The following is a 21,965-nucleotide window of genomic DNA, read 5'->3' as shown; positions in this document are numbered from 1 at the left end:
CCGGCAAAAACAAGGAGAACAACATGCCGTATCAACCCTCGAAAAACATCTCGGTGCGTTGCGCACTGGCCCTGCTGGCCGTTGGATGCAGCCCGCTGTCATGGGCGCTGCAAGCCCCGTCAAACCTGCAGGTACCGACGCTGGCCTTTGATGACCGGCAAATCATCCTGGTATGGGAAAAGCCTGCCGAACATGCCGGCATCAAGGATTACCGGGTCTACGCCAACGGCACGCTGCTGGGCAGCGCCAATGCCAATAATGACCAGGTGTCACCGGCCAAACCCTACATCGACCAGTTTTATCGGCAAGACATCGCCAACTTTCATCATCGCATCGGCATTCACAGCTTTACTGCCCGAGGCTTGAAGCCCGACACGGCGTACCGTTTCACCGTGCGTTCGGTGGACGGGAACGGCAAGGAATCCGCGGACAGCGCCCCGGTGCTGCAACGCACCACCCCGGTTGCGGCGGTATTTGACGTGAAAAAGTACGGCGCCAAAGGCGACGGCAGTCACCTCGATACCCAGGCGATCCAGAACGCCATCGATGCCTGCACCGTCGGTTGCAAAGTCTTGTTGCCTGAAGGCACCTACAAAAGCGGCGCGCTCTACCTCAAGAGCAACATGACCCTGGAGATCGCCGAAGGCGCGACCCTGCTCGGCTCCGAGCGCGCCGAAGATTACCCGCTGGCCGGCTACATCCAGTATCCGTATTCCACCACTGTGCGCCCGGCCTCGCTGATCAACGCGTTGCCCCGTGATCCGCGCCAGCATCAGTCATTCGAAAACATCCGCATCGTCGGCCAGGGCACCCTTGATGGCAATGGCTGGAAGCGCAACGCCGATGTCGTCGACGAACGTGGCCAGGCACTGCCGTTCTACCTGCCCAGTGACAATACCCGCTATGCCCGGGACGGCATCCTCGCCAAGGCGCAGGTGGAACAGGCCGTGGCACGCGGCATGAACGTCAAGGATGCCTACGGGCAGATGCGCTCCTCGCTGATCACCCTGCGCAATGTGAAGAATGTGTTCTACGGCGGCTTCACCGTGGTGAACCCGGCGTTCCACGGCATCATGAACCTGGAGACCGAAAACGTGGTGCTGGCCAACACCACCCACACGACCTACGACGCCAACAACGGCGACGGCATCGAGTTCGCCAACAGCAAGGGCGCGATGGTGTTCAACAACTTCTTCGACACCGGCGATGACTGCGTGAATTTCGCGGCCGGCACCGGTGCCGATGCCGTGCACCAGCCGCCGCAGGAAGACGCGTGGATCTTCAACAACTACTTCCGCAAGGGCCATGGCATGGTGGTCGCCGGCAGCCACACCGGCGCCTGGATCCAGAACATCCTGGCCGAAGACAACGTGTCGGACGGTACCGATGCCGGGCTGCGCATGAAGAGCACCAACTTCATGGGCGGCGGCGCGCGCAACGTCACATTCCGCGACTCGGCGATCCGCAACACCGTCAAGCAAGCGTTCATTTTTACCCTCGACTACAACGACCCGAACGCCAAGCTCGACTATCAGCGCTCAACCATCGCGGGGCAGTTCAAGGACATCCGGGTGAGCGACGTGAGCGTCGAGAATGCCCAGGGGGCGGCGATCGAGGTCAAGGGTGATGCAGCGCACAACGCCTACCATCAGGGCCTGGTGTTCGAGCGCGTGCGCTTTCGCGGCGCGGCCAAGGCGCGTATCGATGGACTGAAAGACTCACGCTTCGACCACGTGGTCTTCAGCCAGACCGGCACTGCCAACCCATGGCAGGTCAGCGATAGCCAAGGGCTGGTGTTCAAGGATGTGGAGCCGGCACCGTAAGCGCAAACGTTATGGCAAATGGACCCTTGTAGTGAGCGGGCTTGCCCCGCGCTGGGCTGCGCAGCAGCCCCAAAACACAGCCCCGGAACTGTCTGGCACACTGCAGCGTTCTTATTGGGGCTGCTACGCAGCCCAGCGCGGGGCAAGCCCGCTCACCACATACGGTGTTCGCGCTTAACTACCCCTGGGGAATCTATTGCGTCCTGCGTTAATAGACCTGAGGCACGATGATGTCCACCGGTGTCGGATTGCGCGAGTAGTCCTCCTGCCTGACCCGTTGCGGCAGCTCGATCACCGGCAGTTCCACTTCCTCATAAGGCATTTGCCCGAGCAGGTGGTGGATGCAGTTGAGGCGGGCTTTCTTTTTGTCGTCGGCCTGCACCACCCACCATGGTGCTTCGGCGATGTGGGTGCGCTCGAGCATGACTTCCTTGGCCTTGGTGTACGCCTCCCAGCGCCGGCGCGACTCCAGGTCCATGGGGCTGAGTTTCCACTGTTTGAGCGGATCGTGAATGCGGCTGAGAAAGCGCAGGTGCTGTTCCTGGTCGGAAATGGAGAACCAGTATTTGATCAACTGGATGCCGGAGCGGGCGAGCATGCGTTCGAACTCCGGCACGGTGCGGAAGAATTCCTCGTACTGATCTTCGTTGCAAAAGCCCATGACTTGTTCGACGCCGGCGCGGTTGTACCAACTGCGGTCGAACAGCACGATTTCACCGGCGGCCGGCAGGTGCGAGACATACCGCTGGAAGTACCACTGCGTCTGTTCGCGGTCGTTGGGCGCGGGCAGGGCGGCGACGCGGCAGACCCGTGGGTTGAGGCGCTGGGTAATGCGCTTGATCACACCGCCTTTGCCGGCGGCATCGCGCCCCTCGAACAGGATCACCACCTTGGCGCCGGTCTTGACCACCCAGCTTTGCAGCTTCACCAGTTCACCTTGCAGGCGGAACAGTTCGCTGAAGTAAATCCTGCGCGCGGCCTTCTCGGGGCTTTCCTCGACGTGCTCGTCGAACAGCGCGTTGAGGTCGTGCCCGTCTTCGGACAATTCCAGTTCCAGCTCTTCGTCACTGTGATCCAGCAGCTCTCGGTGGATGCGCTGGATCAAGGCGTCGTCTACTGCAGACATGGGAGGCACTCGCGTCGTGGGGGGAGATGGCAAAGTCTTAGTCGCATTTTGTTACCAACCAATTACATCGAAATACGTGGCTGTGGCGGAAAGACGGGACGAAATAGCGGTTTGCCACCCAATTTTCATAAAAGCGTAACAAAGCTGCTGCAAAGTTCCGGGAGCCCGTAATCACAAGGATTTCCCTGAATGAAACGTCTGATGAAGTCAGCTGCACTCGCCGTTGCGGTTTCTCTAAGTGCCACCTCGGTATTTGCTGCCGAGAACGTCCGTCTGACAGGTTCTGGCGCCAGTTTCCCAGCGCCGATCTACCTCACCTGGTTCAAGGATTTCAGCAAGAAGACCGAAGGCGTCACGGTTGACTACCAGTCCAAAGGCAGTGGCGCGGGTGTACAGGACTTCCTGAACAAAACCGTGGACTTCGCCGCCAGTGACTCGGCCATGAAAGATGAAGACATCGCCAAGGTCGCCGAAGGCGTGCAGTTGCTGCCGATGACCGCAGGCGAAATCGTCCTGGCGTTCAACCTGCCGGGCAATCCTAAAGAGCTGAAGTTGCCACGGGATGTGTACTCCAACATCTTCCTGGGCAAGATCACCAAGTGGAACGATCCGCAGATCGTCGCCGCCAACCCTGGCCTGAAACTGCCGGACATGCCGATCACCGTAGTCGTGCGTGCAGACTCCAGCGGCACCACGGCCGTATTCACCAAGCACTTGGCGGCTATCAACCCGCAGTTCCAGAAGGACTTGGGTGAAGGCAACACCGTCAACTGGCCAGCCAGCGACAAATTCATCAAGTCGCCGAAGAACGATGGTGTGACCGCCACCGTACGCCAGACCCCAGGCGCGATTGGCTACATCGAATACGGTTTCGCCAAGCTGGCCAAGGTTGACTTTGCCCAGCTGCAGAACAAGGCCGGCAAGTACGTGGTACCTAACGCCGAAAGCGGTGCCGAAGCCCTGGCCGCGGTGAAAATGCCGGAAAGCCTGGTGGCCTGGCTGCCGGACCCGGACGGCGCCAAGTCCTACCCGATCACGTCCTACACCTGGATGATCTTCCGCAAGGACAACGGCAACCCGGCCAAGGCCAAGGCCATGCGTGAAATGGTCGAGTACAGCCTGACCGAAGGGCAGAAAATCGCCGATTCGATGGGCTATATCCCGCTGCCGAAGTCGGTGGTCGATCAGGTTCGTAAAGCGTCCGCCAACATCCAGTAACGCTTGTGAGGCCTCTCTCGGCGGGCGCTGTCAGCCCGGCCGGGAGGGTTACCCCCCTGTTCCGGAATCAGCCAATGAACACACCGTTTGTCGTACCGGGTAACCCGGATTCTGCCTGCCAGCCACCTTCTGCGAAGGATTTCCTGGTTGATCGCACCTTCCGTGCGCTTGCACGAATAGGCGTGGTTCTGGTGCTGGCGTTGGTGTTTGCCCTGGTGTTCGAAGTCGGGCGCAAGGCCCTTCCAGGCATGGAAAAGCACGGGTTTGACGTGCTGCTGGGCAGCGTCTGGGATGTCAACCAAGGCAAGTACGGCATTCTGCCGGCCATCTGGGGCACGCTCTACAGTGCCTTTATCGCGTTGCTGATCGCAGGTGTTTTCGGCGTCAGCATGGCGATTTTCCTCACCCAGGATTTTTTGCCGGCGAAGCTGGCGGCGGTGTTTCGTACCATCGTCGAACTGCTCGCGGCCATCCCCAGCGTCGTTTACGGCCTCTGGGGCATTTACGTGGTCATCCCGGCGATCCGGCCGTTGACCGCATGGTTGAACACTGAACTTGGCTGGATCCCCTTTTTCGGCACGTCCCTGAGCGGGCCGGGGTTGCTCCCGGCGGCGCTGGTACTGGCCATCATGATTTTGCCGACCATCGCCGCCGTGTCGCAGGATGCGCTCACCGCCGTGCCGATGAAAACCAAGCAAGCCGCCTACGGCATGGGGACCACCCACTGGGAAGCGATTCTCAAGGTGATGGTGCCGTCCGCCGCCACCGGCATCTTCGGTTCCCTGGTCTTGGGCCTGGGCCGCGCACTCGGTGAAACCATGGCCCTGGCCATGCTGGTGGGCAACGCCAACAACATCTCGCTGTCGTTGTTCGCCCCGGCCAACACCCTGGCGGCCTTGCTGGCGCTGAACTTCCCCGAAGCCGGGCCGAACGAGATCGAAGTATTGATGTACGCCGCACTGGTGCTGATGTTGATCACGCTGATCGTGAACATCTTCGGCTCCATGATCATGATGTACGCCCAACGGGGTAATAAGTGATGACTGACCTCACTGCTGCAACCGACCTGACGTCCCCCGCAGGCGCAATGCCCAGCCTCCAGCGCCGGTTCGAAGGCCGTGCCCTGCGCAGCCTGGTGTTGACCACCCTGGTCTGGGCGGGCGCGCTGCTGGCCAGCGTACCGCTGATTTCCGTGCTCTACATGCTCATCACCCGCGGCGGCGCGCGCCTGAGCCTTGAAGTGTTCACCGAGCTGCCACCCACCGGTTTCGAGACCGGCGGCGGTTTCGGCAACGCGATGGCCGGTACCTTCGTGATGGTCGGCATTGCCGCTGCCATCGCCGTGCCGGTCGGCATCATGGCGGCAATCTTCCTCGCCGAACTGGGCCCGGACAGCAAGCTGGCGAACGCCGCACGTTTTGCCGCGAAGATGCTCACCGGCCTGCCGTCGATTCTGGCCGGTGTGTTTGCCTACGCCCTGGTGGTGATGACCACCGGCACCTACTCGGCCCCGGCCGGTGGCGTGGCACTGGCGGTGCTGATGCTGCCGATCGTGGTGCTGACGGCTGAAGAGTCGATGCGCATGGTGCCCAAGATCATGAAGGACGCCGCCTACGGCATGGGTTGTACCCGCTCCCAGGTGATCTGGAAAATCGTCCTGCCCACCGGCCTGCCGGCAATCCTTACCGGTGTGATGCTCGCCGTGGCCCGCGCCGCCGGCGAAACCGCGCCGCTGTTGTTTACCGCGCTGTTCAGCAACTACTGGATCTACCACGACGGCAGCCTGGCGGTGATGAACCCGACGGCCTCCCTGGCCGTGCTGATCTACAACTTCTCCGGCATGCCCTTCGACAACCAGCTTGAACTCGCATGGGCGGCGTCGCTGGTACTGGTAATGATCGTGCTGGTCGTGAATATCGTGAGCCGTATCTTCGGCAAGCCAAAGTATTGAAAACGGGAGCATCTGAATCTTGAACGTATCAACTGCGCAAATAGCCGCTCCGTTTGTCACCCAGGCGCCTGTGGTCATGGACTGCAAGCTGGACAAGATCTTCTACGGCAACTTCATGGCCGTGCGTGACAGCCATGTGCCGATCGAAAAGAACAAGATCACCGGCTTCATCGGCCCTTCCGGCTGCGGTAAAAGTACCGTGCTGCGTAGCCTCAACCGCATGAACGACCTGGTCAAGGGCTTCCGTTTCGAGGGCCATGTGCACTTCCTCGGCCAGGACGTCTACGGCAAGGGCGTGGACCCGGTGGTCGTGCGCCGCTACATCGGCATGGTATTCCAGCAGCCGAACCCGTTCTCGATGAGCATCTTCGACAACGTCGCCTTCGGCCTGCGCCTGAACCGCTACAAAGGCGACCTGGGCGACCGCGTCAAGCACGCCCTGCAAGGCGCCGCGCTGTGGGATGAGGTCAAGGACAAGCTCAAGGTCAGCGGCCTGTCGTTGTCCGGTGGCCAGCAGCAACGCCTGTGCATCGCCCGCGCCATCGCCACCGAGCCGGAAGTGCTGTTGCTCGACGAGCCGTGCTCGGCGCTGGACCCGATCGCCACCCGTCGCGTCGAGGAGCTGATGGTCGAGCTGAAGAAGGACTACACCATCGCCCTGGTGACCCACAACATGCAGCAGGCCATCCGCGTGGCCGACACCACGGCGTTTTTCTCGGTGGACATTTCCCAGGGCACGCGCACCGGCTACCTGGTGGAGATGGGCCCGACGGCGCAGATCTTCGAGAACCCGCGTGAACAAATGACCGGGGACTACATCAGCGGCAAGTTCAGCTGATGCCCCTGCGGGAGCTGGGATGCTCCCGTATTTTCAACTGCTTATGGGAATGCCGATGCCTGCAACACGACGCCTTGATTTGCCCGCGATTGAACGCGCACTGCGTGAGGTGCAACAGCGCTTTGCCGAGCTCAGCCGGGACTTTACCGAGCCGCGCGACCCGCTGACCGACGAAGTGCTGCACAACGTGCTTGAAGGCTACGCGCTGATTGACGACTATGTCGCGCGGGGCGTCGACCTGTTCGACCTGCAGCAGCTGGACCTGATGCTGGAGATCAACGCCACCGTGCTCTGTGGCAGCGACCCGGCACGGCGCCTGGAATACGCCCACCACCTGGCGGCGACCGAAGAACACTTCTTCAACAATGTCGAAGGTGGCATCAAGGACTTGTACAACTGGTATTGCGCGTACCGCAGTGAATCAGTCTGGAAGCGCGCCGCCGGGGTGTATGTACGCATCCTCAGCAAGCCGCAGCTGTTCATTGAAGGCAACAACCGCAGCGGTTCGCTGATCGTCAGCTATTTGCTGATGCGTGCAGGCCTGCCGCCGTTCGTGCTGACGCTGGAGAACGCCGAGGGCTACTTCAACCCTTCGTCGGTGATCCGCAACTCAGCCAAACATGGAGTCAAGGCGTTGTACGAATTGCCCAAGATCAAGAAAAAATACGCCGCCTTCCTGGAAGAACAGGCGCCGGATCCGCGCAAGTTTTTTCTCAAGGACCCGCGCCCGCCCGTTTCTCAAGGAGGCCATTGATGAGTGGTTCTCCCCTATTCGCCAGGGCAGGGCGGGTCCTCCAGCGCCTCCTGCCGATGCAGCAGCGCCCGCGTATCCGTATTTCCTTCGATATCGACGACACCCTGGCCTGCCAGCTGCACCACTGCGACGTCGAGCCGAGCCGGCTGCCGGCCTGCGTGCACCGTTGGCTGGGTGAGCCCTTGCGTATCGGCACACGCTCCCTGACCCGCGAACTACGCCGCCAGGGCTGCAGCATCTGGGTCTACACCTCGTCCGGCCGCACGCCGTCGTATATCCGCCGCTGGCTGATGCTCTACGGCATCCGCGTCGACGGCGTGGTCAACAGCGTGCTGCACAACCATGCCCTGACGGCACGCGGGCTGTCGAACGCACCCTCGAAATTCCCCCCGGCCTTCGACATCGACCTGCATGTGGATGACTCCGAAGGCGTGCGCAGTGAAGGCCATGACCACGGTTTTCGCGTGGTAGTGGTGGATCCTCAAGACGAAAACTGGGCGCAGCGGGTGTTGGAGGCCGTAGCGCAGGTCCAGGCGCAGTTGGCCTGGCAGCAGCCGCTCCGGTACAAAAAGACAACACGGCAGCGCACGGAGGTTTTTTCTTCCTGAGGCGCTGTGAAAACCCAGAAAAGCCACTCGAACGAGTGGTTTTTTTATCTTGCCGCAGCGCCCCGAGCGGCCTCAGTCGGAGCGCGCAGCCTCCATGCCGCGCCGAATCCGCATCAGGTCCTGATACGCCTCGGTGCGCTTTGCATCGGCTATCTGTTTTGCTTCGGTAAAGCGCAGCCAGTCACCGGCGTCGGCCAGGCTGCTGCCTATGATGGCGTAGGCCTGTGTTTCCAGGCGGTCGGCCTCGTAGAAGAGTTCGGTGTTTGTGGCCAGCTCAATTTCCCAGCCGGCTTGTTTCGACGCGTCACGCATATTCGCTGCCATGGCCTTCACCCCAAGGTCGTCATGTGCGAGCGAAGAGAGCAGGGGCCTGGTCGAGGCCGCCGGGTTCGTTGCTCGCGTAGGAGCGACACAAGCCGTTCTCGTGTCTGATAGGTCCTTCAATGTTGATGGATAAACGTGGGGGTTCGTTCAAATTAGTTCGGGGGGGCACTGCCTCACTATTTCCGCGCCCCCGTAACAGTTGCCGAGCGCTGAGTCCGTTAGGGGTTGGCAACGGAAAATGCATCTTCAACCACTCTTGCCGAAGGGATAGGGCACTGGACCTTGAACAACTCAAGCGGGAGTTGGGGTAGGCCTCAGTGCACCCTTTCAACGCATATGCAAAATAATCGGACTGCTGCTGGCCGGGTCGGTATGCCCGCGCAGCTTGCCGACTGCCGTGGCGTCGACCGCCTCCCCGTGGTTGCCCCAGGTGCTGCGCACGTAGGTCAGCACCTGGGCGATTTCCGCATCGGACAGTTGCTCACGAAACGCCGGCATGCGGTAGGCGTCCGGTACGCCGGCGGCGACTACCCGTTGTGAGCCGTTGAGGGTGATGTTGATCGCCGAGGCGCTTTCCTTGGCCAATGCCGAGGTGGCGCCGGCCAGGGGCGGCATCCATTCGGGCTGGCCCTTGCCGTCAAGGCCATGGCAGGAGGCGCAGCGGGTCGCGTAGGTGTGGGCGCCGGGGACGTCCTGGCGTGTGTCGGCGGCTACGTACTGCCAGGGCGTGCCGTCGCGCTGTGGGTCGCCGGGCAGTGACTTGAGGTAACGGGCGATGGAGGCCAGGTCGGCGTCTTCCATGAACTGCGTGGAGTTGTTGAAGGCTTCGGTCATCGAGCCGTAGACCACCGCATGGGCGTTGCGCCCGGTCTTGAGGAATTGCACGATCTGCGGCTCGCTCCAGCGCCCCAGGCCGGTGTTCGGGTCCTGGCGCAGGCTCGGTGCGTACCAGCCGTCGAGCAGGGCGCCGGCGAGGAACGGCTTGCCGGATTCGTCCAGGGCTTTTTCGTTGAAGGCCAGGCCGCGCGGTGTGTGGCAGCTGCCGCAGTGGCCAGGGCCTTGGACGATGTAGGCGCCACGGTTCCATAGCGCGTCCTGGTTGGGTTTGGCCGCGTAAGTGGCGGTCGGCGCGAAGAGGCCGTTCCACAAGGCGATGGGCCAGCGCAGATTGAGCGGCCAGGGAATATCGCTGGGGATGTTGGGCTCGTTGGCCGGTTGTACGCTTTGCATGAAGAACGCATACATCGCGCGGATATCGTCGTCGCTGAGCTTGGCGTAAGACGGGTAGGGCATCGCCGGGTAGAGCCGGCGACCGCCCGGTGCCACGCCGTGGCGCACTGCACGGTCGAAGTCGGCGAGGCTGTAGGTGCCGATACCGTGGGTGCGGTCCGGGGTGATGTTGGTGGCGTGAATGGCGCCCAGCGGCGTGGCCATTTCCAGGCCCCCGGCGAAGGGCGCCTTGCCCGGCAGGCTGTGGCAGGCGACGCAGTCACTGAGGCGGGCGACATACTCGCCGCGACTGACCTGTGCGGGGTCGACGCTGGCGGCCTGTTCCTGCTCAAACGGTGTGGCGGGCTGGCGGGTGACGTACCAGGCCAGCAGGCCGGCGGCGACCAGGCAGGGCAGCACCAGCCAGCCTGCGGTTCTTGCGAATCGACGGTTGTTCATGGGCGGTCTCGCTCGGTTAGCTGAAGGTGTGTCGGCTTAATGGCAGGCTGCGAACACGCTGGCCGGTCAACTGCGCTACCGCATTGACCACGGCTGGCGCCACAGCGGGGAGCGGAGGCTCACCGATGCCGCCCATCTTCTCGCCACTCTCGACGATCTTTACGTGCACCTGCGCCATCCGTGAGGGCGGCAGGATCGGGTAAAGGTCGTAGTTGCGTGCCCGTGGCTTACCGTCCACGTACACCGCTTCCTCCAGCAATGTCTGCGATAAGCCCAAGGCCACCGCGCCATTGACCTGGGCTTGCACAATCGCCGGGTTGACGATGCTGCCGGGGTCGATGGCTTCCCAGATGTGGTGCACCTTGACCTGGCCGTTTTCAAGCGACACTTCGGCGATCACTGCCGCGTGGGAGCCGAACGGCGAAGCCATGGCCACGCCACGGGCGCGCCGGGTGCCGTCTTCGGCAGTGTAGGGGCCCCGTTTCCAGCCACCGGACAACTCGCCCACGGCCTTGAGCAGGGTGGTCAGCCGTGGGTTGTCGCGCAGCAGGTGCAGGCGCAGCTCATAGGGATCGCGGCCGCCTTTGTCCGCCAGCTCATCAAGGAACGCTTCGTAGAAGAAGTCATTCAGCGAATTGCCCACCGAACGCCAGTAGCCGAGCATGGCCGGGCCCTTGACGTAGATCTGCGCGATGCGTTTGTTGGGGATGGCGTAGCTCTTGCCCGACAGGCCTTCAAGGGCGGTGGGATCGAGTTTTTCGCCCTGCTTGCCGGCGATGGCCTCGGTAGGGCCTTCGGTGGCGCTCACCGCTTCGATCGCCACCGGCAGGCCGTCGGCGTCCAGCGCGGCGCGGAACTTGACCACCGCCACCGGGCGCAACACGTCGCGCAGGAACTCTTCCTCACGGCTCCAGATCAGCTTGACCGGACGGCCCACCGCCTTGGCCAATGCAATCGCCTGGGGGTAGGGGCTGGCCGAGTCATACAGGAAGTGCCGGCCGAAAAAACCGCCCAGCAGCGGCGAGTGCAGGGTCACCTGCGCGGGGTCGAGCCCGGCGCGCTTGGCGATGTCGGCGCGGAACAGATCGGGTGCCTGGTTGGGCAGCCAGATCTCCAACGAACCGTCGGGGTTGAAGCGCGCCAGGGCTGACGGTGGCTCCAGTTGCCCATGGTTGAGGTACTGGTTGTGATAGGTGGCCTCGACCTGGGTCTTGGCGTTTTTCAACGCGCCGGCCACATCGCCTTCGTTCTCGTCGTCACGGGCCGGGCCTTGCTGGGCCGCGAGGAAATCGCGAAAGCCGTCGCTGGAAAAATCAGCGGGCATGCCGCGCACCTTTGAATCGGCCGTCGGTTCCTGCCAGTCGACCTGGATCGCCTCCACCGCACGCTTGGCGTGCCACCAGCGTTCGGCCACCACGGCCACCGCGCCGGGCAGCACGTGCACGGAGTGCACGCCTTTCATGGCTTCGACCTGGGATTGATTGCGCAGGCTGCCCACGGTCATGCCCAGGCGCGGCGCATGTTGCACGGCAGCGTGGAGCATGCCGTCGACCTTGATGTCGATGCTGTACTGCGCCTTGCCGGTGGATTTGTCATAGGCATCCAGGCGCTTGACCGGCTTGCCGATCCAGCGGAACTGGCTCGGGTCGCGCAGGGTGATGCTGGCCGGGTCGGGCACCGGCATGTCCAGGGCACGGCCGGCCAACTCGCCGTAGCCCAGGGAACGGCCGGAGGCGGCGTGCACCACGCGGCCGGGTTGGGTGGTCAGTTGGGCCACCGGCACACCGAGCTGCTCGGCGCCGGCCTGCAACAGCATGGCGCGGGCGAGGGCGCCCAGGCGGCGCATGACCGGGTAGCTCATGCGCACCGACATGCTGCCGCCGGTGATGCGCATGCCGTTCTCCATCACCACATAGGCCTCACCGGGTGGAGCGGCTTCGACGATAAAGGTGGCGGGGTCGGCATCCAGCTCTTCGCCGACGATCTGCGCCATGGCGGTATGGGTGCCTTGGCCGCCCTCCATAAAGGGGCTGAGCAGGCGCACCGTACCGTCCGGGCGAATCTCCAGGAACGCCGGTACCTGAGTGCCGCGTTCTGCGGCGGCAGCGGCCTGCACTCGGGCCGAACCCAGTGGCAGGCCGAAACCGATAACCAGCGCCCCTACGGCCGTGCTGGCGAGGAAGCGTCGACGCGACAGGTTGATCGGCTCGCCCAGGGTGAGGCCGGGGATGACGTCAGGCGTGTTCATCAGGCGCTCTCCTTCCCGGCGGCCAGGTCATGCATGGCGGCATGGATGGCGTTGTAGGTGCCGCAGCGGCACAGGTTGACCATGGCCGCGTCGATTTGCGCAGTGGTCGGCGCGGGGGTGTGCTTGAGCAGCGCGGTGGCTGCCACCACCTGCCCGGACTGGCAGTAACCGCATTGCGCCACCTGATGCTCGACCCAGGCACTGACCACCCGCTTGCCCACTTCATCAGCTTCGATGGCCTCGATGGTGGTGATCTCACGCCCGACCACCCCGGCCACCGGCGTGACGCACGAGCGCACGACATTGCCGTCCACCAGCACCGAGCAGGCGCCGCATTGGGCCAGGCCGCAGCCGTACTTGGTGCCGGTCAGCCCGAGGTCATCGCGGATCACCCACAACAGCGGCGTGTCGGCGTCGGCGTCGACCTGATAGGTCTTTTGGTTGATGCGTAATTCCATGGCTGGCTCACCTGCTGATCATCGGTCGGGATAGCGTGTTTCTTATAAGAAAGGCGATGGGCGCCCATTGTCGAACTCTAGATCAGGGCACAAGGGCCATCTATGAAAAAACCGAACATTCGGAGGATCAGGCAAGTATTCAAGAGGATTGAGTCAGCCAGGCAAGGGGGGCGATCCACGCAGTGACCCACAGCCGATTGGTTTGTGAGGGTTTATTGATCTGGGTCAGTACAACCCCCTATTGGCTCCAGATGGCCGTCCGAGAGCGGTAGCGCCGTTTTCATGGGTGATATTATGGCGCCACTATCTTGGCGTGACAGGCGCCAGTCTGATCCATGGACATGAGGCTTTAGGGAAATGCTTAAGAACGCTCCGCTGCGTCTGAAACTGTTGTTGATTCTGCTGCTGCCCATGCTCGGGTTCCTGACCTTGGCCGGCGTGTTTGTGGTGGACAACTACAAAACGCTGCGCGACATGAACACCACGGTGATGGCCAGTGCCACCGCCCAGAAGTTGAGCCAGTTGATTACCACCTTGCAGCGCGAGCGCGGTGCCAGTGGCGTGTTCCTCGGCAGTGGCGGCAAGTCCATGGGCGATCGGATGGTGCAGATGCGCAGGGACTCCAGCGCGGCCGTCGAGGTTGTGCGCGGTTTGTCCACTTCCGGGGGTGCGAACCTGGACAACGTCCTGCGGGCCCTGGACCAGTTGCCGGCGATGCGTGGGCAGGTCGATAAACTGAGCATCAACAGCACCGAATCTGGCGCACGGTATACCGAGATCATTCAAGTGCTGACCGGTTATACCCATTCCCTGGAAGCGAGCGTCAACAACGCGACCATCGTCTACGCCCTGGGGGCCCTGAATCAATTTATCGAAATGAAAGAGCGGGCCGGGCGTGAGCGCGTGGTGCTGGGCCTGGTCTTCGCCCAGGGGCATTTCGATGAAGCGCTGTTGTCGCGCTTCAGCCGCAACCTGGGCGAGTTCGGCGCCTACTACGATGCGTTCCGACGCAAAGCACCCGCGGCCTCGCTGGCGCAGTTCGATACGCAAATGCAGCAACCGGCCGCCGTCGAAGTCGCCAAGTTGCAGCGCCTGGCGTTTGAGGTGCCGATGGGTCAGGCGCTGGGGATCAAACCCGAAGCCTGGTTTGAAACCTCTACCCAACGCATTGACCTGATGAGCCAAGTGGAGGAAGCCCTGGGCCAAAGTGTCAGCAGCCTGGCGATGCACGAGCGGGATGACGCCCGCCGCGCCCTGTGGCTGACCGTTGGCGCAGTGATCGTGTCCCTGCTGGCGGTGGCGGTGTTGTCCTGGCTGATCATCCGCATGATCGATTCGGCGGTGCGCGACCTCAACCGTGTGCTCAATGACCTGGCGCAGCGCGATCTCAGTGCGCGGTCGACTTATGAGAGCAAGGATGAATTCGGTCAGATCTCGCGCAACCTCAACCGCATGGCGCAAGAGATCAGTGGCGTGGTGCAGGAAATCGGCAACGCCACCGCACAGGTTGCAACGGCGGCGGAGGAGTCTTCCACGGTGACGATGCAGACCAGCCAGAGCGTCGAGCAACAGCGCCAAAGCACTGAACTGGTGGCCACGGCGATCAACCAGATGAGCGCCACCGTGCGCGAGGTGGCGCACAGCACCAACGATGCGGCGCAACTGTCGCAGCGGGTCAATACCAGCACCACCCAAGGGCGCACCGAGATCGAAGGCACCATCACCCTGATCCGCCAGCTCTCGGGGCAGGCCGAGGACACCGCGCTGATCATTGGCGAACTCAAGCAGGAAAGCGATGGGATCTCCTCCGTGCTCGACGTCATTCGTGGCATTGCCGAGCAAACCAACCTGCTGGCCCTGAACGCGGCCATCGAAGCGGCGCGGGCGGGGGATCATGGGCGCGGATTTGCCGTGGTGGCGTCCGAGGTGCGGGTACTTGCGCAGAAGACCCAGGAGTCCACGGGGAATATTCAGCAGATGATCAGCAATCTGCAAAGTGGTTCCGATCGGGCGAGTTCGTCCATGCAGGAGACCTTGGGCAAGGCCCAGGACGGTGCGCGCAAGGTCGAACGTGCGGGTGAATTGTTGTTGGAAATCGCCGAAGGCGTGGCCAGTATCAGTGATCGCAACCTGCAGATTGCTTCGGCGGCTGAAGAGCAGAGTGCGGTTTCAGAAGACATCAACCGTAACGTCAACGAGATCAACGACCTGGTCATCCAGGTCAGTGCCGGCGCCGAGCAAACCGCAATCACCAGCCAGGAATTGGCGCGTTTGGCCGAGCACCAGCAGCAGTTGGTCAATCGGTTCAAGGTGGCGTGAGGAGAGGGCGGCCTGCTCCTGGAGTCAGTCCGCCCACCCGTCACGCACCGCACTGCGAATCCCCTCCAGCAACATCGCAAATGCCGGGTTGTCATTGTTCTCGCGCCAGATCAGGTGCAGTTCACTCTGTGCGCCTTCGCCCAGGTCGATATCGCGAAACACCACGTTCTTGAACACCACGCTGCTGGCGCAACGCGGTACCAGCGCCAAGCCCATGCCGGCGTTGACCAAGGCCAGGATGGTCAGGGACGAGCCCAGCCACTGCACATATTCGGGGGCGACACGGGCCGAGCGCAGCAGGCCGGTAAGCAGTTCGTTGAACGGCGGGTAGGCCGCATGGGCGTACATCAGGAAGGGCTGGGCGTCGAGGTCGTGGACGCTGACGCTGTCGGCGCTGGCCAGTCGATGGCTGCTCGGCACCGCCAGCACGAAGGGCTCGCGCACCAGGCATTCGGTGGCATAACCGGGTTCCAGCAGGGGCGCGCGGACGATGCCCAGGTCGATGCGCCGCGCACGCAGGGCTTCGTATTGCTGGTAGGTGTTCATCTCCGAGAGGTCGATTCTGACCTGGGGCTGCTTGAGCCGTGCCTCGGCGATGACCCTGGGCAAAAACTCATACACCGCGCTGCCGACGAAGCTGATATTCACCGTGCCGATATCGCCCTCGGCAAAACGCCGGGCGGTCACGGCCGCCTGCTGGGCGCGTTCCAGCAGGTTCTGGGCTTCGATGAAAAATGCGCGCCCGGCGGCGGTGAGGGCGACGCTGCGGGTGGTGCGGGTAAACAGCTCTACGCCCAGATGATGTTCGAGCAATTGGATCTGCCGGCTGAGGGGCGGCTGGGTCATGTTCAGGCGTTCGGCGGCGCGGCGAAAATTCAGCTCGGTGGCCACGGTGGTGAAGCAGCGCAGTTGTGTCAGTTCGAACATTGATCTAATCCAGGTATCAATCGAATGCCAAGTTAGATTAGACGGGAACAATCCCCGGCGTCCATCATCGGTGCGTCCCTAAAAAAATAATGAGTGGGAGTTGCCCTTGGATACCGTCCAGAATCCGCCCGACCCGAGCGTGCTCGTCCGCGCAGCCGCCAAGGTCAAGCGTCATGTACTGCCGTTGTTCGTGGTGATGTTCATCGTCAATTACATCGACCGGGTCAATATCGGCTTTGTGCGCAGCCATATGGAGACCGACCTGGGCATTGGCGCCGCCGCCTATGGTTTGGGCGCCGGGCTGTTCTTCATCGGTTACGCGATCTTCGAAGTGCCGTCCAACCTGTTGCTGCAGCGCTACGGCGCACGGGCCTGGTTGACGCGCATCATGTTCACCTGGGGCGCGGCCGCGATGGCCATGGCCTTTGTCCAAGGCGAAACCAGCTTCTATATCCTGCGCTTCGTGCTCGGCGCGGCCGAAGCCGGTTTTTTCCCCGGCATCATCTACTACTTCACCCAATGGTTGCCGGCCGCCGAGCGCGGCAAGGCGATGGCGATTTTCCTCAGCGGTTCGGCCATCGCCTCGGTGATTTCCGGGCCGGTGTCGGGGGCGTTGCTCAACGTCAGCGGCTTGAGCCTGCATGGCTGGCAGTGGATGTTCCTGATCGAGGGTTTTGCCTCCATCCTGTTGTGCGGGTTTGTGTGGTTCTGGTTGCAGTCTCATCCCCATCAGGCCAAGTGGCTCAGCGAGGAAGAAAAACACGCGCTGGTGACCGCCATCGCGCTTGAGCAAACGGCCCGCGAAGCCACCCGAAGCGTGCGGCCGTCGATGTTCAAGCTGCTGGCCGACAAGCAGATCGCGCTGTTCTGCTTTATCTACTTTTCCATCGCCCTGACCATCTACGGCGCCACGTTCTGGCTGCCGAGCATGATCAAGAAAATGGGCAACCTGGGCGACTTCCAGGTGGGGTTGTTCAACTCGATCCCGTGGTTGATTTCCATCGTCGCCATGTACGGTTTCGCCGCCCTGGCGAGCAAGTGGAAACACCAGCAGGCGTGGGTGGCGCTGATGCTGGTGATCGCCGCCGTCGGCATGTTCATGTCCACCACCGGCGGGCCGGTGTTTGCGTTTGTCGCCATCTGTTTTGCCGCGATTGGCTTCAAGGCCGCCTCGGCGCTGTTCTGGCCGATTCCCCAGGGTTACCTGGATGCGCGCATTGCTGCGGCGGTGATCGCCTTGATCAATTCGGTCGGCAACCTCGGCGGTTTTGTTGCACCCACCACCTTCGGCCTGCTGGAGCAGACCACCGGTTCGATTGAAGGCGGGCTGTACGGCCTGGCCGCGACCTCGCTGGTGGCCGCGGTGGTGGTGTTCTTTGCGCGCACCGCACCACGGCCCGGTGTGCCGCCCACCTCCAAACCGACTACTCATCATCACGCCTTGCGTCCAGGCCCACAGGGAGCCGCCTCTTGAAAATCGTCCGCGTCACCGTCACCCCCATCGCGTTTCGCGACCCGCCGCTGCTCAACGCCAGCGGTATTCACGAAGCCTTCGCGCTGCGCTCGATCATCGAAATCGAGAGCGACACCGGCTACATCGGCCTTGGCGAGAGCTACGGCGATGCCCCGGCGCTGGCGATCCAGCAACAGGTCAAGGACCAACTGATCGGCCTCGATCCGTTCAACCTCAACCAACTGCGCGCCATCGTGCAGGCCACCGTGGCGGCGCACAAACCCGCGAGCATTGCCGGCGCCGAACTGGCCCCCGGTTCCCATGCGAGCAAGGCAGTGAGCAATGCCTATTCGGCGTTCGAGGTGGCGTTTCTCGACCTGCAGGCGCACTCATTGAATGTGCCGCTGGTGGACCTGCTGGGCGGCGCGATCCGCGACCGGATCCCGTTCAGCGCCTACCTGTTCTTCAAGTATGCCGAGCACATCGATTCGCCCTATAAACCCGACAGCTGGGGCGAAGCCCTCAACGAAGTACAGATCGTCGCCCAGGCGCGGCGGATGATCGACACCTATGGCTTCAAAAGCATCAAGCTCAAGGCCGGTGCGCTGGACCCTGAGCATGAAGTGGCGTGCATCAAGGCCTTGAAAAAGGCCTTTCCAGGCGTGCCGCTGCGCATTGACCCGAATGGCAACTGGTCCCTGGAAACCTCGATTCGCATGGCCGAACTGCTCGGCGATGACCTGCAGTATTACGAAGACCCGACCCCCGGCCTGGAAGGCATGGCCGAGCTGCACACACGCACCGGCTTGCCCCTGGCGACCAACATGGTGGTCACCGATTTTGACGAGTTCCGCCGCAGCGTGGCCCTGAACAGCGTGCAGATCGTGCTCGCCGACCATCACTACTGGGGCGGCCTGCGCGACACCCAGGTATTGGCGAAGATGTGCCAGACCTTTGGCCTGGGCGTGTCGATGCACTCCAACTCACACCTGGGCATCAGCCTGATGGCCATGGCCCACGTGGCCGCGTCGGTGCCCAATCTCGACTACGCCTGCGATACCCACTACCCCTGGCAAGAACCGGACGAAGAAGTGATCAAGGGCGGCAAACTGCCGATCGTTGACGGCTGCGTGAAGATCACCCGCGCACCGGGGCTGGGCCTGGAGCTGGACCCTGATCAACTGGGCAAGCTGCATGACCAATACCTCAGCTGCGGCATTCGCCAGCGCGACGACGTGAAGCAGATGCAGCGCTACCAACCGGATTGGAAGACCGTCAAACCGCGTTTCTGAAGCTGGTCGCTTCGTTTTGCCCGGTGGAACCTTTAGCGGCCGCCGGGCTTTTTTTCAGCTGAAATCTTCTTCGAAGTGCTCCTGTTCACCCCGTGTATCACTCTGGCGTCGCACCACCTCCATCTGCCGCAACTCCACCCGGCGGATTTTGCCGGAAATGGTCTTGGGCAATTCGCTGACAAACTCGATCCGCCGCACCCGCTTGTAGGGCGCCAGGTGCTCGCGGGCGAACTCAAGGATGTGGCGTGCCAGCTCGGCACTGCCAGGGGCGTCGTGGGCCAGGATCAGGAACGCCTTGGGCACCGCCAGGCGCAACGGATCGGGGCTGGGCACCACGGCCACTTCCATCACCGCCGGGTGTTCGATCAGTGCGCTTTCCAGCTCGAAGGGGCTGATGCGGTAGTCGGAGGCCTTGAACACGTCGTCGGCGCGCCCCACGAAGGTGATGTAGCCGTCGGCGTCGATCTGCGCGGTGTCGCCGGTGCGGTAGTAACCGTCGCGCATCACCTCGGCGGTTTTCTCCGGGCTGTCTTCGTAGCAGAGCATCAGGCCCAGTGGGCGTATATCCAGGGGCAGGGCGACTTCACCCTCGGTGCCCGGCACACCGTCGGCGTCCAGCAGGGCCACCTGGTAGCCCGGCAACGGGCGGCCCATGGAGCCTGGTTTGAGCATCTGGCCCGGCGTGTTGCCGACCAGGGCGGTGGTTTCCGACTGGCCGAAGCCGTCGCGCAGGGGCAGGCCCCAGGCCTGTTGGATCTGCTCGATGATCTCCGGGTTCAGCGGTTCACCGGCGCCCACCAGTTCGCGCAGGTTCAGGCGCGATTTGTAGCTGGCCAGGTCTTCCTGGATCAGCATGCGCCACACCGTGGGCGGGGCGCACAGGCTGGTCACCCGGTACTGCTCCAGCGCGCCGAGCAATGCCTGGGCACTGAACCGCGCGACGTTATGGATAAAAATGCAGGCGCCGGCATTCCACGGTGCGAACAGGCAGCTCCAGGCATGCTTGGCCCAGCCCGGCGAGGAGATGTTCAGGTGCAGGTCGCCGGGTTGCAGGCCGATCCAGTACATGGTCGACAGGTGGCCGACCGGGTAGCTTTGGTGGCTGTGCAGCACCATCTTCGGTTTTGAGGTGGTACCGGAGGTGAAATACAGCAGCATCGCGTCCGTGGCCAAGGTACGGCCCTCGACCTCGAACCGCTCGGGGTATTCGAAGGCGGCGCTGTGCGCGACCCAGCCAGTAGGCGCCGCCCCCACACAGACGCGGCTGCAACCCTCGCCCAGGCCCTCGAACTTGCCGACATGCGCCGCGCCCACCACCAAGTGGCGGACCTGGCCACGCTCGATGCGGTCGTGCAGGTCAACCGGGTTGAGCAGGGCAGTGGCGGGGATCACCACGGCGCCGAGCTTGAAGGCCGCCAGCATGGTTTCCCACAGCGCCACATCGTTGCCGAGCATCAGCAGCACGCGTTCGCCACGCTTCACGCCGAGGGCGCGCAGGTGGTTGGCCACCTGGTTGGAGCGCGCGGCCAGTTGCTGGAAACTGTAGCGCTGCTCGCTGCCGTCCTCTTCGACGATCCACAGCGCGTCGGCGGCATTGCCCTCGGCCATGGCATCGAAGTAGTCCAGGGCCCAGTTGAAGGCGTCCAGTTGCGGCCAGCGGAAGTCGCGGGCGGCGGTGGCGTAGTCGGTGCGGTGCGCGAGCAGGAAATCCCGGGCAGCCAGGAAGGACTGGGTCATGGTCGGTGTCCTTAATTATTGTTGTGGGGACTGACCCTCTCGGGTGCACCGAGAGGCTGGACCGAGTATAGGCACGCATAAATAAGAGCAAAACGCTCAAAAACACCGGAGCGTTGTGCAAAAAAGTCATGGGCGATAAGGGCTGGCGAGGGGTGATTGACGGGCGATACGTAAAAGTCCAATATGGAATTATAAGTACAAGAAATCCCGCTCCAGCTTTTTCTTCACGCTTGCCAAAACCAATAACAACTCGCGAGACACGACCATGAAGAAACTCTCCCTCATCACCGCCCTGGCCTTGGGCCTGATCGCCTCCAGCCAGCTGCTGGCCGCCGAGAAAACCCTGCGCATCGGCATCGAAGCGGCTTACCCACCGTTTGCGTCCAAGACCGAAGAGGGCAAGATCGTCGGCTTCGACTACGACATCGGCAATGCGCTGTGTGCGCAGATGAAGGTCAAGTGTGTGTGGGTCGAAGGTGAATTCGACGGCCTGATTCCTTCCCTCAAGGTGAAGAAAATCGACATGGCCTTGTCGTCCATGACCATCAATGACGATCGCAAGAAGTCGGTGGATTTCTCCCACAAGTACTACTTCACCTCGTCGCGCCTGGTGATGAAGGACGGTGCCGTGGTGGACGACCAGTACGCCAGCCTCAAGGGCAAGACCGTGGGTGTGCAGCGCGCCACCACCACCGACCGTTACGCCACCGAAGTGTTCGAACCCAAGGGCATCAACGTCAAGCGCTACAGCAATAACGAAGAGATCTACATGGACCTGGCGGCAGGCCGGCTGGATGCAATCTTTGCCGACACCATTCCCTTGAATGACTTTTTGCAGATGCCTCGGGGCAAGGGCTACGGGTTTGTCGGACCGGAACTCAAGGACCCGAAATACGTGGGCGAGGGCGCCGGGATCGCGGTGCGCAAGGGCAATACCGCGCTGGTCAGCGAACTGAACAGCGCCATCGACGGCATTCGTGCCAGTGGGGAATACCAGAAGATTTCACAGCAGTACTTCAAGGCCGACATCTACGGCGATTGAGCATCCTGCGCGGGCACAATATGGGAGGGGGGCACCCCGATGGCGGTGGGTCAGTTACACCTGCCGACGCTGCCTGCACGCGCTCAAGTGTGCAGGCTCTTACAGGTCAACCCCGGCAACCACTCGTCGCCACTGTCAATTCTGACAGCTAGACGCCCCTCCCCACCGGGTGTCTGATT

The 21,965-nt window shown here is 62.5% G+C and carries 18 protein-coding genes; 11 read left to right on the top strand and 7 right to left on the bottom strand.

Annotation, left to right across the window (positions count from 1 at the left end):
* The first annotated feature begins 23 nt into the window (after nucleotides 1-23).
* Nucleotides 24-1,823 (top strand): glycosyl hydrolase family 28 protein, encoded by a 1,800-nt coding sequence (locus tag AC07OT_RS28485; protein ID WP_495109636.1) that lies wholly within the window; start codon nucleotides 24-26, stop codon nucleotides 1,821-1,823.
* 208 nt (nucleotides 1,824-2,031) lie between these two features.
* Here AC07OT_RS28485 and ppk2 read toward each other — a convergent pair whose 3' ends face one another.
* The gene (gene ppk2 / locus AC07OT_RS28480; RefSeq protein WP_065939673.1) at nucleotides 2,032-2,949 is read right to left on the bottom strand and encodes a polyphosphate kinase 2; all 918 of its coding nucleotides are present in this window, start codon (nucleotides 2,947-2,949) and stop codon (nucleotides 2,032-2,034) included.
* Between the two features lie 189 nt (nucleotides 2,950-3,138).
* Between ppk2 and pstS the strand changes: the two genes are divergently transcribed.
* The 6 genes from pstS (at nucleotide 3,139) to AC07OT_RS28450 (ending at nucleotide 8,318) form a co-directional block, all read left to right on the top strand.
* Nucleotides 3,139-4,167, top strand: a complete 1,029-nt coding sequence (pstS, locus tag AC07OT_RS28475) for a phosphate ABC transporter substrate-binding protein PstS (protein ID WP_027603516.1) — start codon at nucleotides 3,139-3,141, stop codon at nucleotides 4,165-4,167.
* Between the two features lie 74 nt (nucleotides 4,168-4,241).
* Nucleotides 4,242-5,207, top strand: a complete 966-nt coding sequence (gene pstC / locus AC07OT_RS28470) for a phosphate ABC transporter permease subunit PstC (RefSeq protein WP_027603517.1) — start codon at nucleotides 4,242-4,244, stop codon at nucleotides 5,205-5,207.
* Nucleotides 5,207-6,118, top strand: a complete 912-nt coding sequence (gene pstA / locus AC07OT_RS28465) for a phosphate ABC transporter permease PstA (RefSeq protein ID WP_027603518.1) — start codon at nucleotides 5,207-5,209, stop codon at nucleotides 6,116-6,118. Before pstC ends, pstA begins: the two co-directional genes overlap by 1 nt.
* 76 nt (nucleotides 6,119-6,194) lie before the next feature.
* Nucleotides 6,195-6,956: a phosphate ABC transporter ATP-binding protein PstB gene (gene pstB, locus AC07OT_RS28460; RefSeq protein ID WP_010210300.1), complete on the top strand. Its 762-nt coding sequence runs from the start codon at nucleotides 6,195-6,197 to the stop codon at nucleotides 6,954-6,956.
* Between the two features lie 55 nt (nucleotides 6,957-7,011).
* Nucleotides 7,012-7,710 carry a hypothetical protein gene (locus tag AC07OT_RS28455; protein ID WP_495109635.1) on the top strand — a complete coding sequence of 233 codons (699 nt, stop codon included), beginning with the start codon at nucleotides 7,012-7,014 and terminating at the stop codon, nucleotides 7,708-7,710.
* A 56-nt stretch (nucleotides 7,711-7,766) separates the two neighbouring features.
* On the top strand, nucleotides 7,767-8,318 hold the full coding sequence (locus AC07OT_RS28450; RefSeq protein ID WP_495109689.1) for a hypothetical protein: 552 nt from the start codon (nucleotides 7,767-7,769) through the stop codon (nucleotides 8,316-8,318).
* Nucleotides 8,319-8,390: 72 nt separating this feature from the next.
* Here AC07OT_RS28450 and AC07OT_RS28445 read toward each other — a convergent pair whose 3' ends face one another.
* The 4 genes from AC07OT_RS28445 to AC07OT_RS28430 form a co-directional block, all read right to left on the bottom strand.
* Nucleotides 8,391-8,642, bottom strand: a complete 252-nt coding sequence (locus tag AC07OT_RS28445; protein WP_141157346.1) for a hypothetical protein — start codon at nucleotides 8,640-8,642, stop codon at nucleotides 8,391-8,393.
* 327 nt (nucleotides 8,643-8,969) lie between these two features.
* On the bottom strand, nucleotides 8,970-10,310 hold the full coding sequence (locus tag AC07OT_RS28440; protein WP_495109634.1) for a c-type cytochrome: 1,341 nt from the start codon (nucleotides 10,308-10,310) through the stop codon (nucleotides 8,970-8,972).
* A gap of 16 nt (nucleotides 10,311-10,326) precedes the next feature.
* Nucleotides 10,327-12,558, bottom strand: coding sequence for a xanthine dehydrogenase family protein molybdopterin-binding subunit (locus AC07OT_RS28435; protein WP_495109633.1), 2,232 nt, complete (start codon nucleotides 12,556-12,558; stop codon nucleotides 10,327-10,329).
* Nucleotides 12,558-13,016, bottom strand: coding sequence for a (2Fe-2S)-binding protein (locus AC07OT_RS28430; protein ID WP_065939679.1), 459 nt, complete (start codon nucleotides 13,014-13,016; stop codon nucleotides 12,558-12,560). Before AC07OT_RS28430 ends, AC07OT_RS28435 begins: the two co-directional genes overlap by 1 nt.
* Nucleotides 13,017-13,373: 357 nt before the next feature.
* Here AC07OT_RS28430 and AC07OT_RS28425 point away from each other — a divergent pair, with 357 nt between their 5' ends.
* On the top strand, nucleotides 13,374-15,335 hold the full coding sequence (locus AC07OT_RS28425; RefSeq protein WP_495109632.1) for a methyl-accepting chemotaxis protein: 1,962 nt from the start codon (nucleotides 13,374-13,376) through the stop codon (nucleotides 15,333-15,335).
* Between the two features lie 24 nt (nucleotides 15,336-15,359).
* On the opposite strand, the gene AC07OT_RS28420 is transcribed toward AC07OT_RS28425, so the two are convergent.
* Complete coding sequence (locus AC07OT_RS28420; RefSeq protein ID WP_027603529.1) at nucleotides 15,360-16,262, bottom strand: LysR family transcriptional regulator; 903 nt, start codon at nucleotides 16,260-16,262, stop codon at nucleotides 15,360-15,362.
* Nucleotides 16,263-16,368: 106 nt separating this feature from the next.
* Between AC07OT_RS28420 and AC07OT_RS28415 the strand changes: the two genes are divergently transcribed.
* Entirely contained in the window at nucleotides 16,369-17,736 is a 1,368-nt protein-coding gene (locus AC07OT_RS28415; protein ID WP_495109631.1) for an MFS transporter, read from the top strand.
* A complete protein-coding gene (locus tag AC07OT_RS28410; RefSeq protein WP_065947969.1) occupies nucleotides 17,733-19,007 on the top strand; it encodes a glucarate dehydratase family protein in 1,275 nt (424 codons plus the stop codon). Before AC07OT_RS28415 ends, AC07OT_RS28410 begins: the two co-directional genes overlap by 4 nt.
* A 54-nt stretch (nucleotides 19,008-19,061) precedes the next feature.
* On the opposite strand, the gene AC07OT_RS28405 is transcribed toward AC07OT_RS28410, so the two are convergent.
* Entirely contained in the window at nucleotides 19,062-20,744 is a 1,683-nt protein-coding gene (locus AC07OT_RS28405) for an AMP-binding protein (protein WP_495109630.1), read from the bottom strand.
* A 265-nt stretch (nucleotides 20,745-21,009) separates the two neighbouring features.
* Here AC07OT_RS28405 and AC07OT_RS28400 point away from each other — a divergent pair, with 265 nt between their 5' ends.
* The gene (locus AC07OT_RS28400) at nucleotides 21,010-21,786 is read left to right on the top strand and encodes an ABC transporter substrate-binding protein (protein ID WP_027603533.1); all 777 of its coding nucleotides are present in this window, start codon (nucleotides 21,010-21,012) and stop codon (nucleotides 21,784-21,786) included.
* Nucleotides 21,787-21,965 lie beyond the last annotated feature (179 nt).

It is taken from the genome of Pseudomonas sp. GW821-FHT09C10, from assembly GCF_059418085.1.
Note: the sequence above shows the minus strand (reverse complement) of the source record. Positions and strands in the feature narration are given on the sequence as shown.

Excerpts from the sequence above, each read along its gene's own strand:
- AC07OT_RS28485 (WP_495109636.1), top strand. The coding sequence starts at position 24 with ATGCCGTATCAACCCTCGAAAAACATCTCGGTGCGTTGCGCACTGGCC.
- ppk2 (WP_065939673.1), bottom strand. The coding sequence starts at position 2,949 with ATGTCTGCAGTAGACGACGCCTTGATCCAGCGCATCCACCGAGAGCTG.
- pstS (WP_027603516.1), top strand. The coding sequence starts at position 3,139 with ATGAAACGTCTGATGAAGTCAGCTGCACTCGCCGTTGCGGTTTCTCTA.
- pstC (WP_027603517.1), top strand. The coding sequence starts at position 4,242 with ATGAACACACCGTTTGTCGTACCGGGTAACCCGGATTCTGCCTGCCAG.
- pstA (WP_027603518.1), top strand. The coding sequence starts at position 5,207 with ATGACTGACCTCACTGCTGCAACCGACCTGACGTCCCCCGCAGGCGCA.
- pstB (WP_010210300.1), top strand. The coding sequence starts at position 6,195 with ATGGACTGCAAGCTGGACAAGATCTTCTACGGCAACTTCATGGCCGTG.
- AC07OT_RS28455 (WP_495109635.1), top strand. The coding sequence starts at position 7,012 with ATGCCTGCAACACGACGCCTTGATTTGCCCGCGATTGAACGCGCACTG.
- AC07OT_RS28450 (WP_495109689.1), top strand. The coding sequence starts at position 7,767 with ATGCAGCAGCGCCCGCGTATCCGTATTTCCTTCGATATCGACGACACC.
- AC07OT_RS28445 (WP_141157346.1), bottom strand. The coding sequence starts at position 8,642 with ATGGCAGCGAATATGCGTGACGCGTCGAAACAAGCCGGCTGGGAAATT.
- AC07OT_RS28440 (WP_495109634.1), bottom strand. The coding sequence starts at position 10,310 with ATGAACAACCGTCGATTCGCAAGAACCGCAGGCTGGCTGGTGCTGCCC.
- AC07OT_RS28435 (WP_495109633.1), bottom strand. The coding sequence starts at position 12,558 with ATGAACACGCCTGACGTCATCCCCGGCCTCACCCTGGGCGAGCCGATC.
- AC07OT_RS28430 (WP_065939679.1), bottom strand. The coding sequence starts at position 13,016 with ATGGAATTACGCATCAACCAAAAGACCTATCAGGTCGACGCCGACGCC.
- AC07OT_RS28425 (WP_495109632.1), top strand. The coding sequence starts at position 13,374 with ATGCTTAAGAACGCTCCGCTGCGTCTGAAACTGTTGTTGATTCTGCTG.
- AC07OT_RS28420 (WP_027603529.1), bottom strand. The coding sequence starts at position 16,262 with ATGTTCGAACTGACACAACTGCGCTGCTTCACCACCGTGGCCACCGAG.
- AC07OT_RS28405 (WP_495109630.1), bottom strand. The coding sequence starts at position 20,744 with ATGACCCAGTCCTTCCTGGCTGCCCGGGATTTCCTGCTCGCGCACCGC.
- AC07OT_RS28400 (WP_027603533.1), top strand. The coding sequence starts at position 21,010 with ATGAAGAAACTCTCCCTCATCACCGCCCTGGCCTTGGGCCTGATCGCC.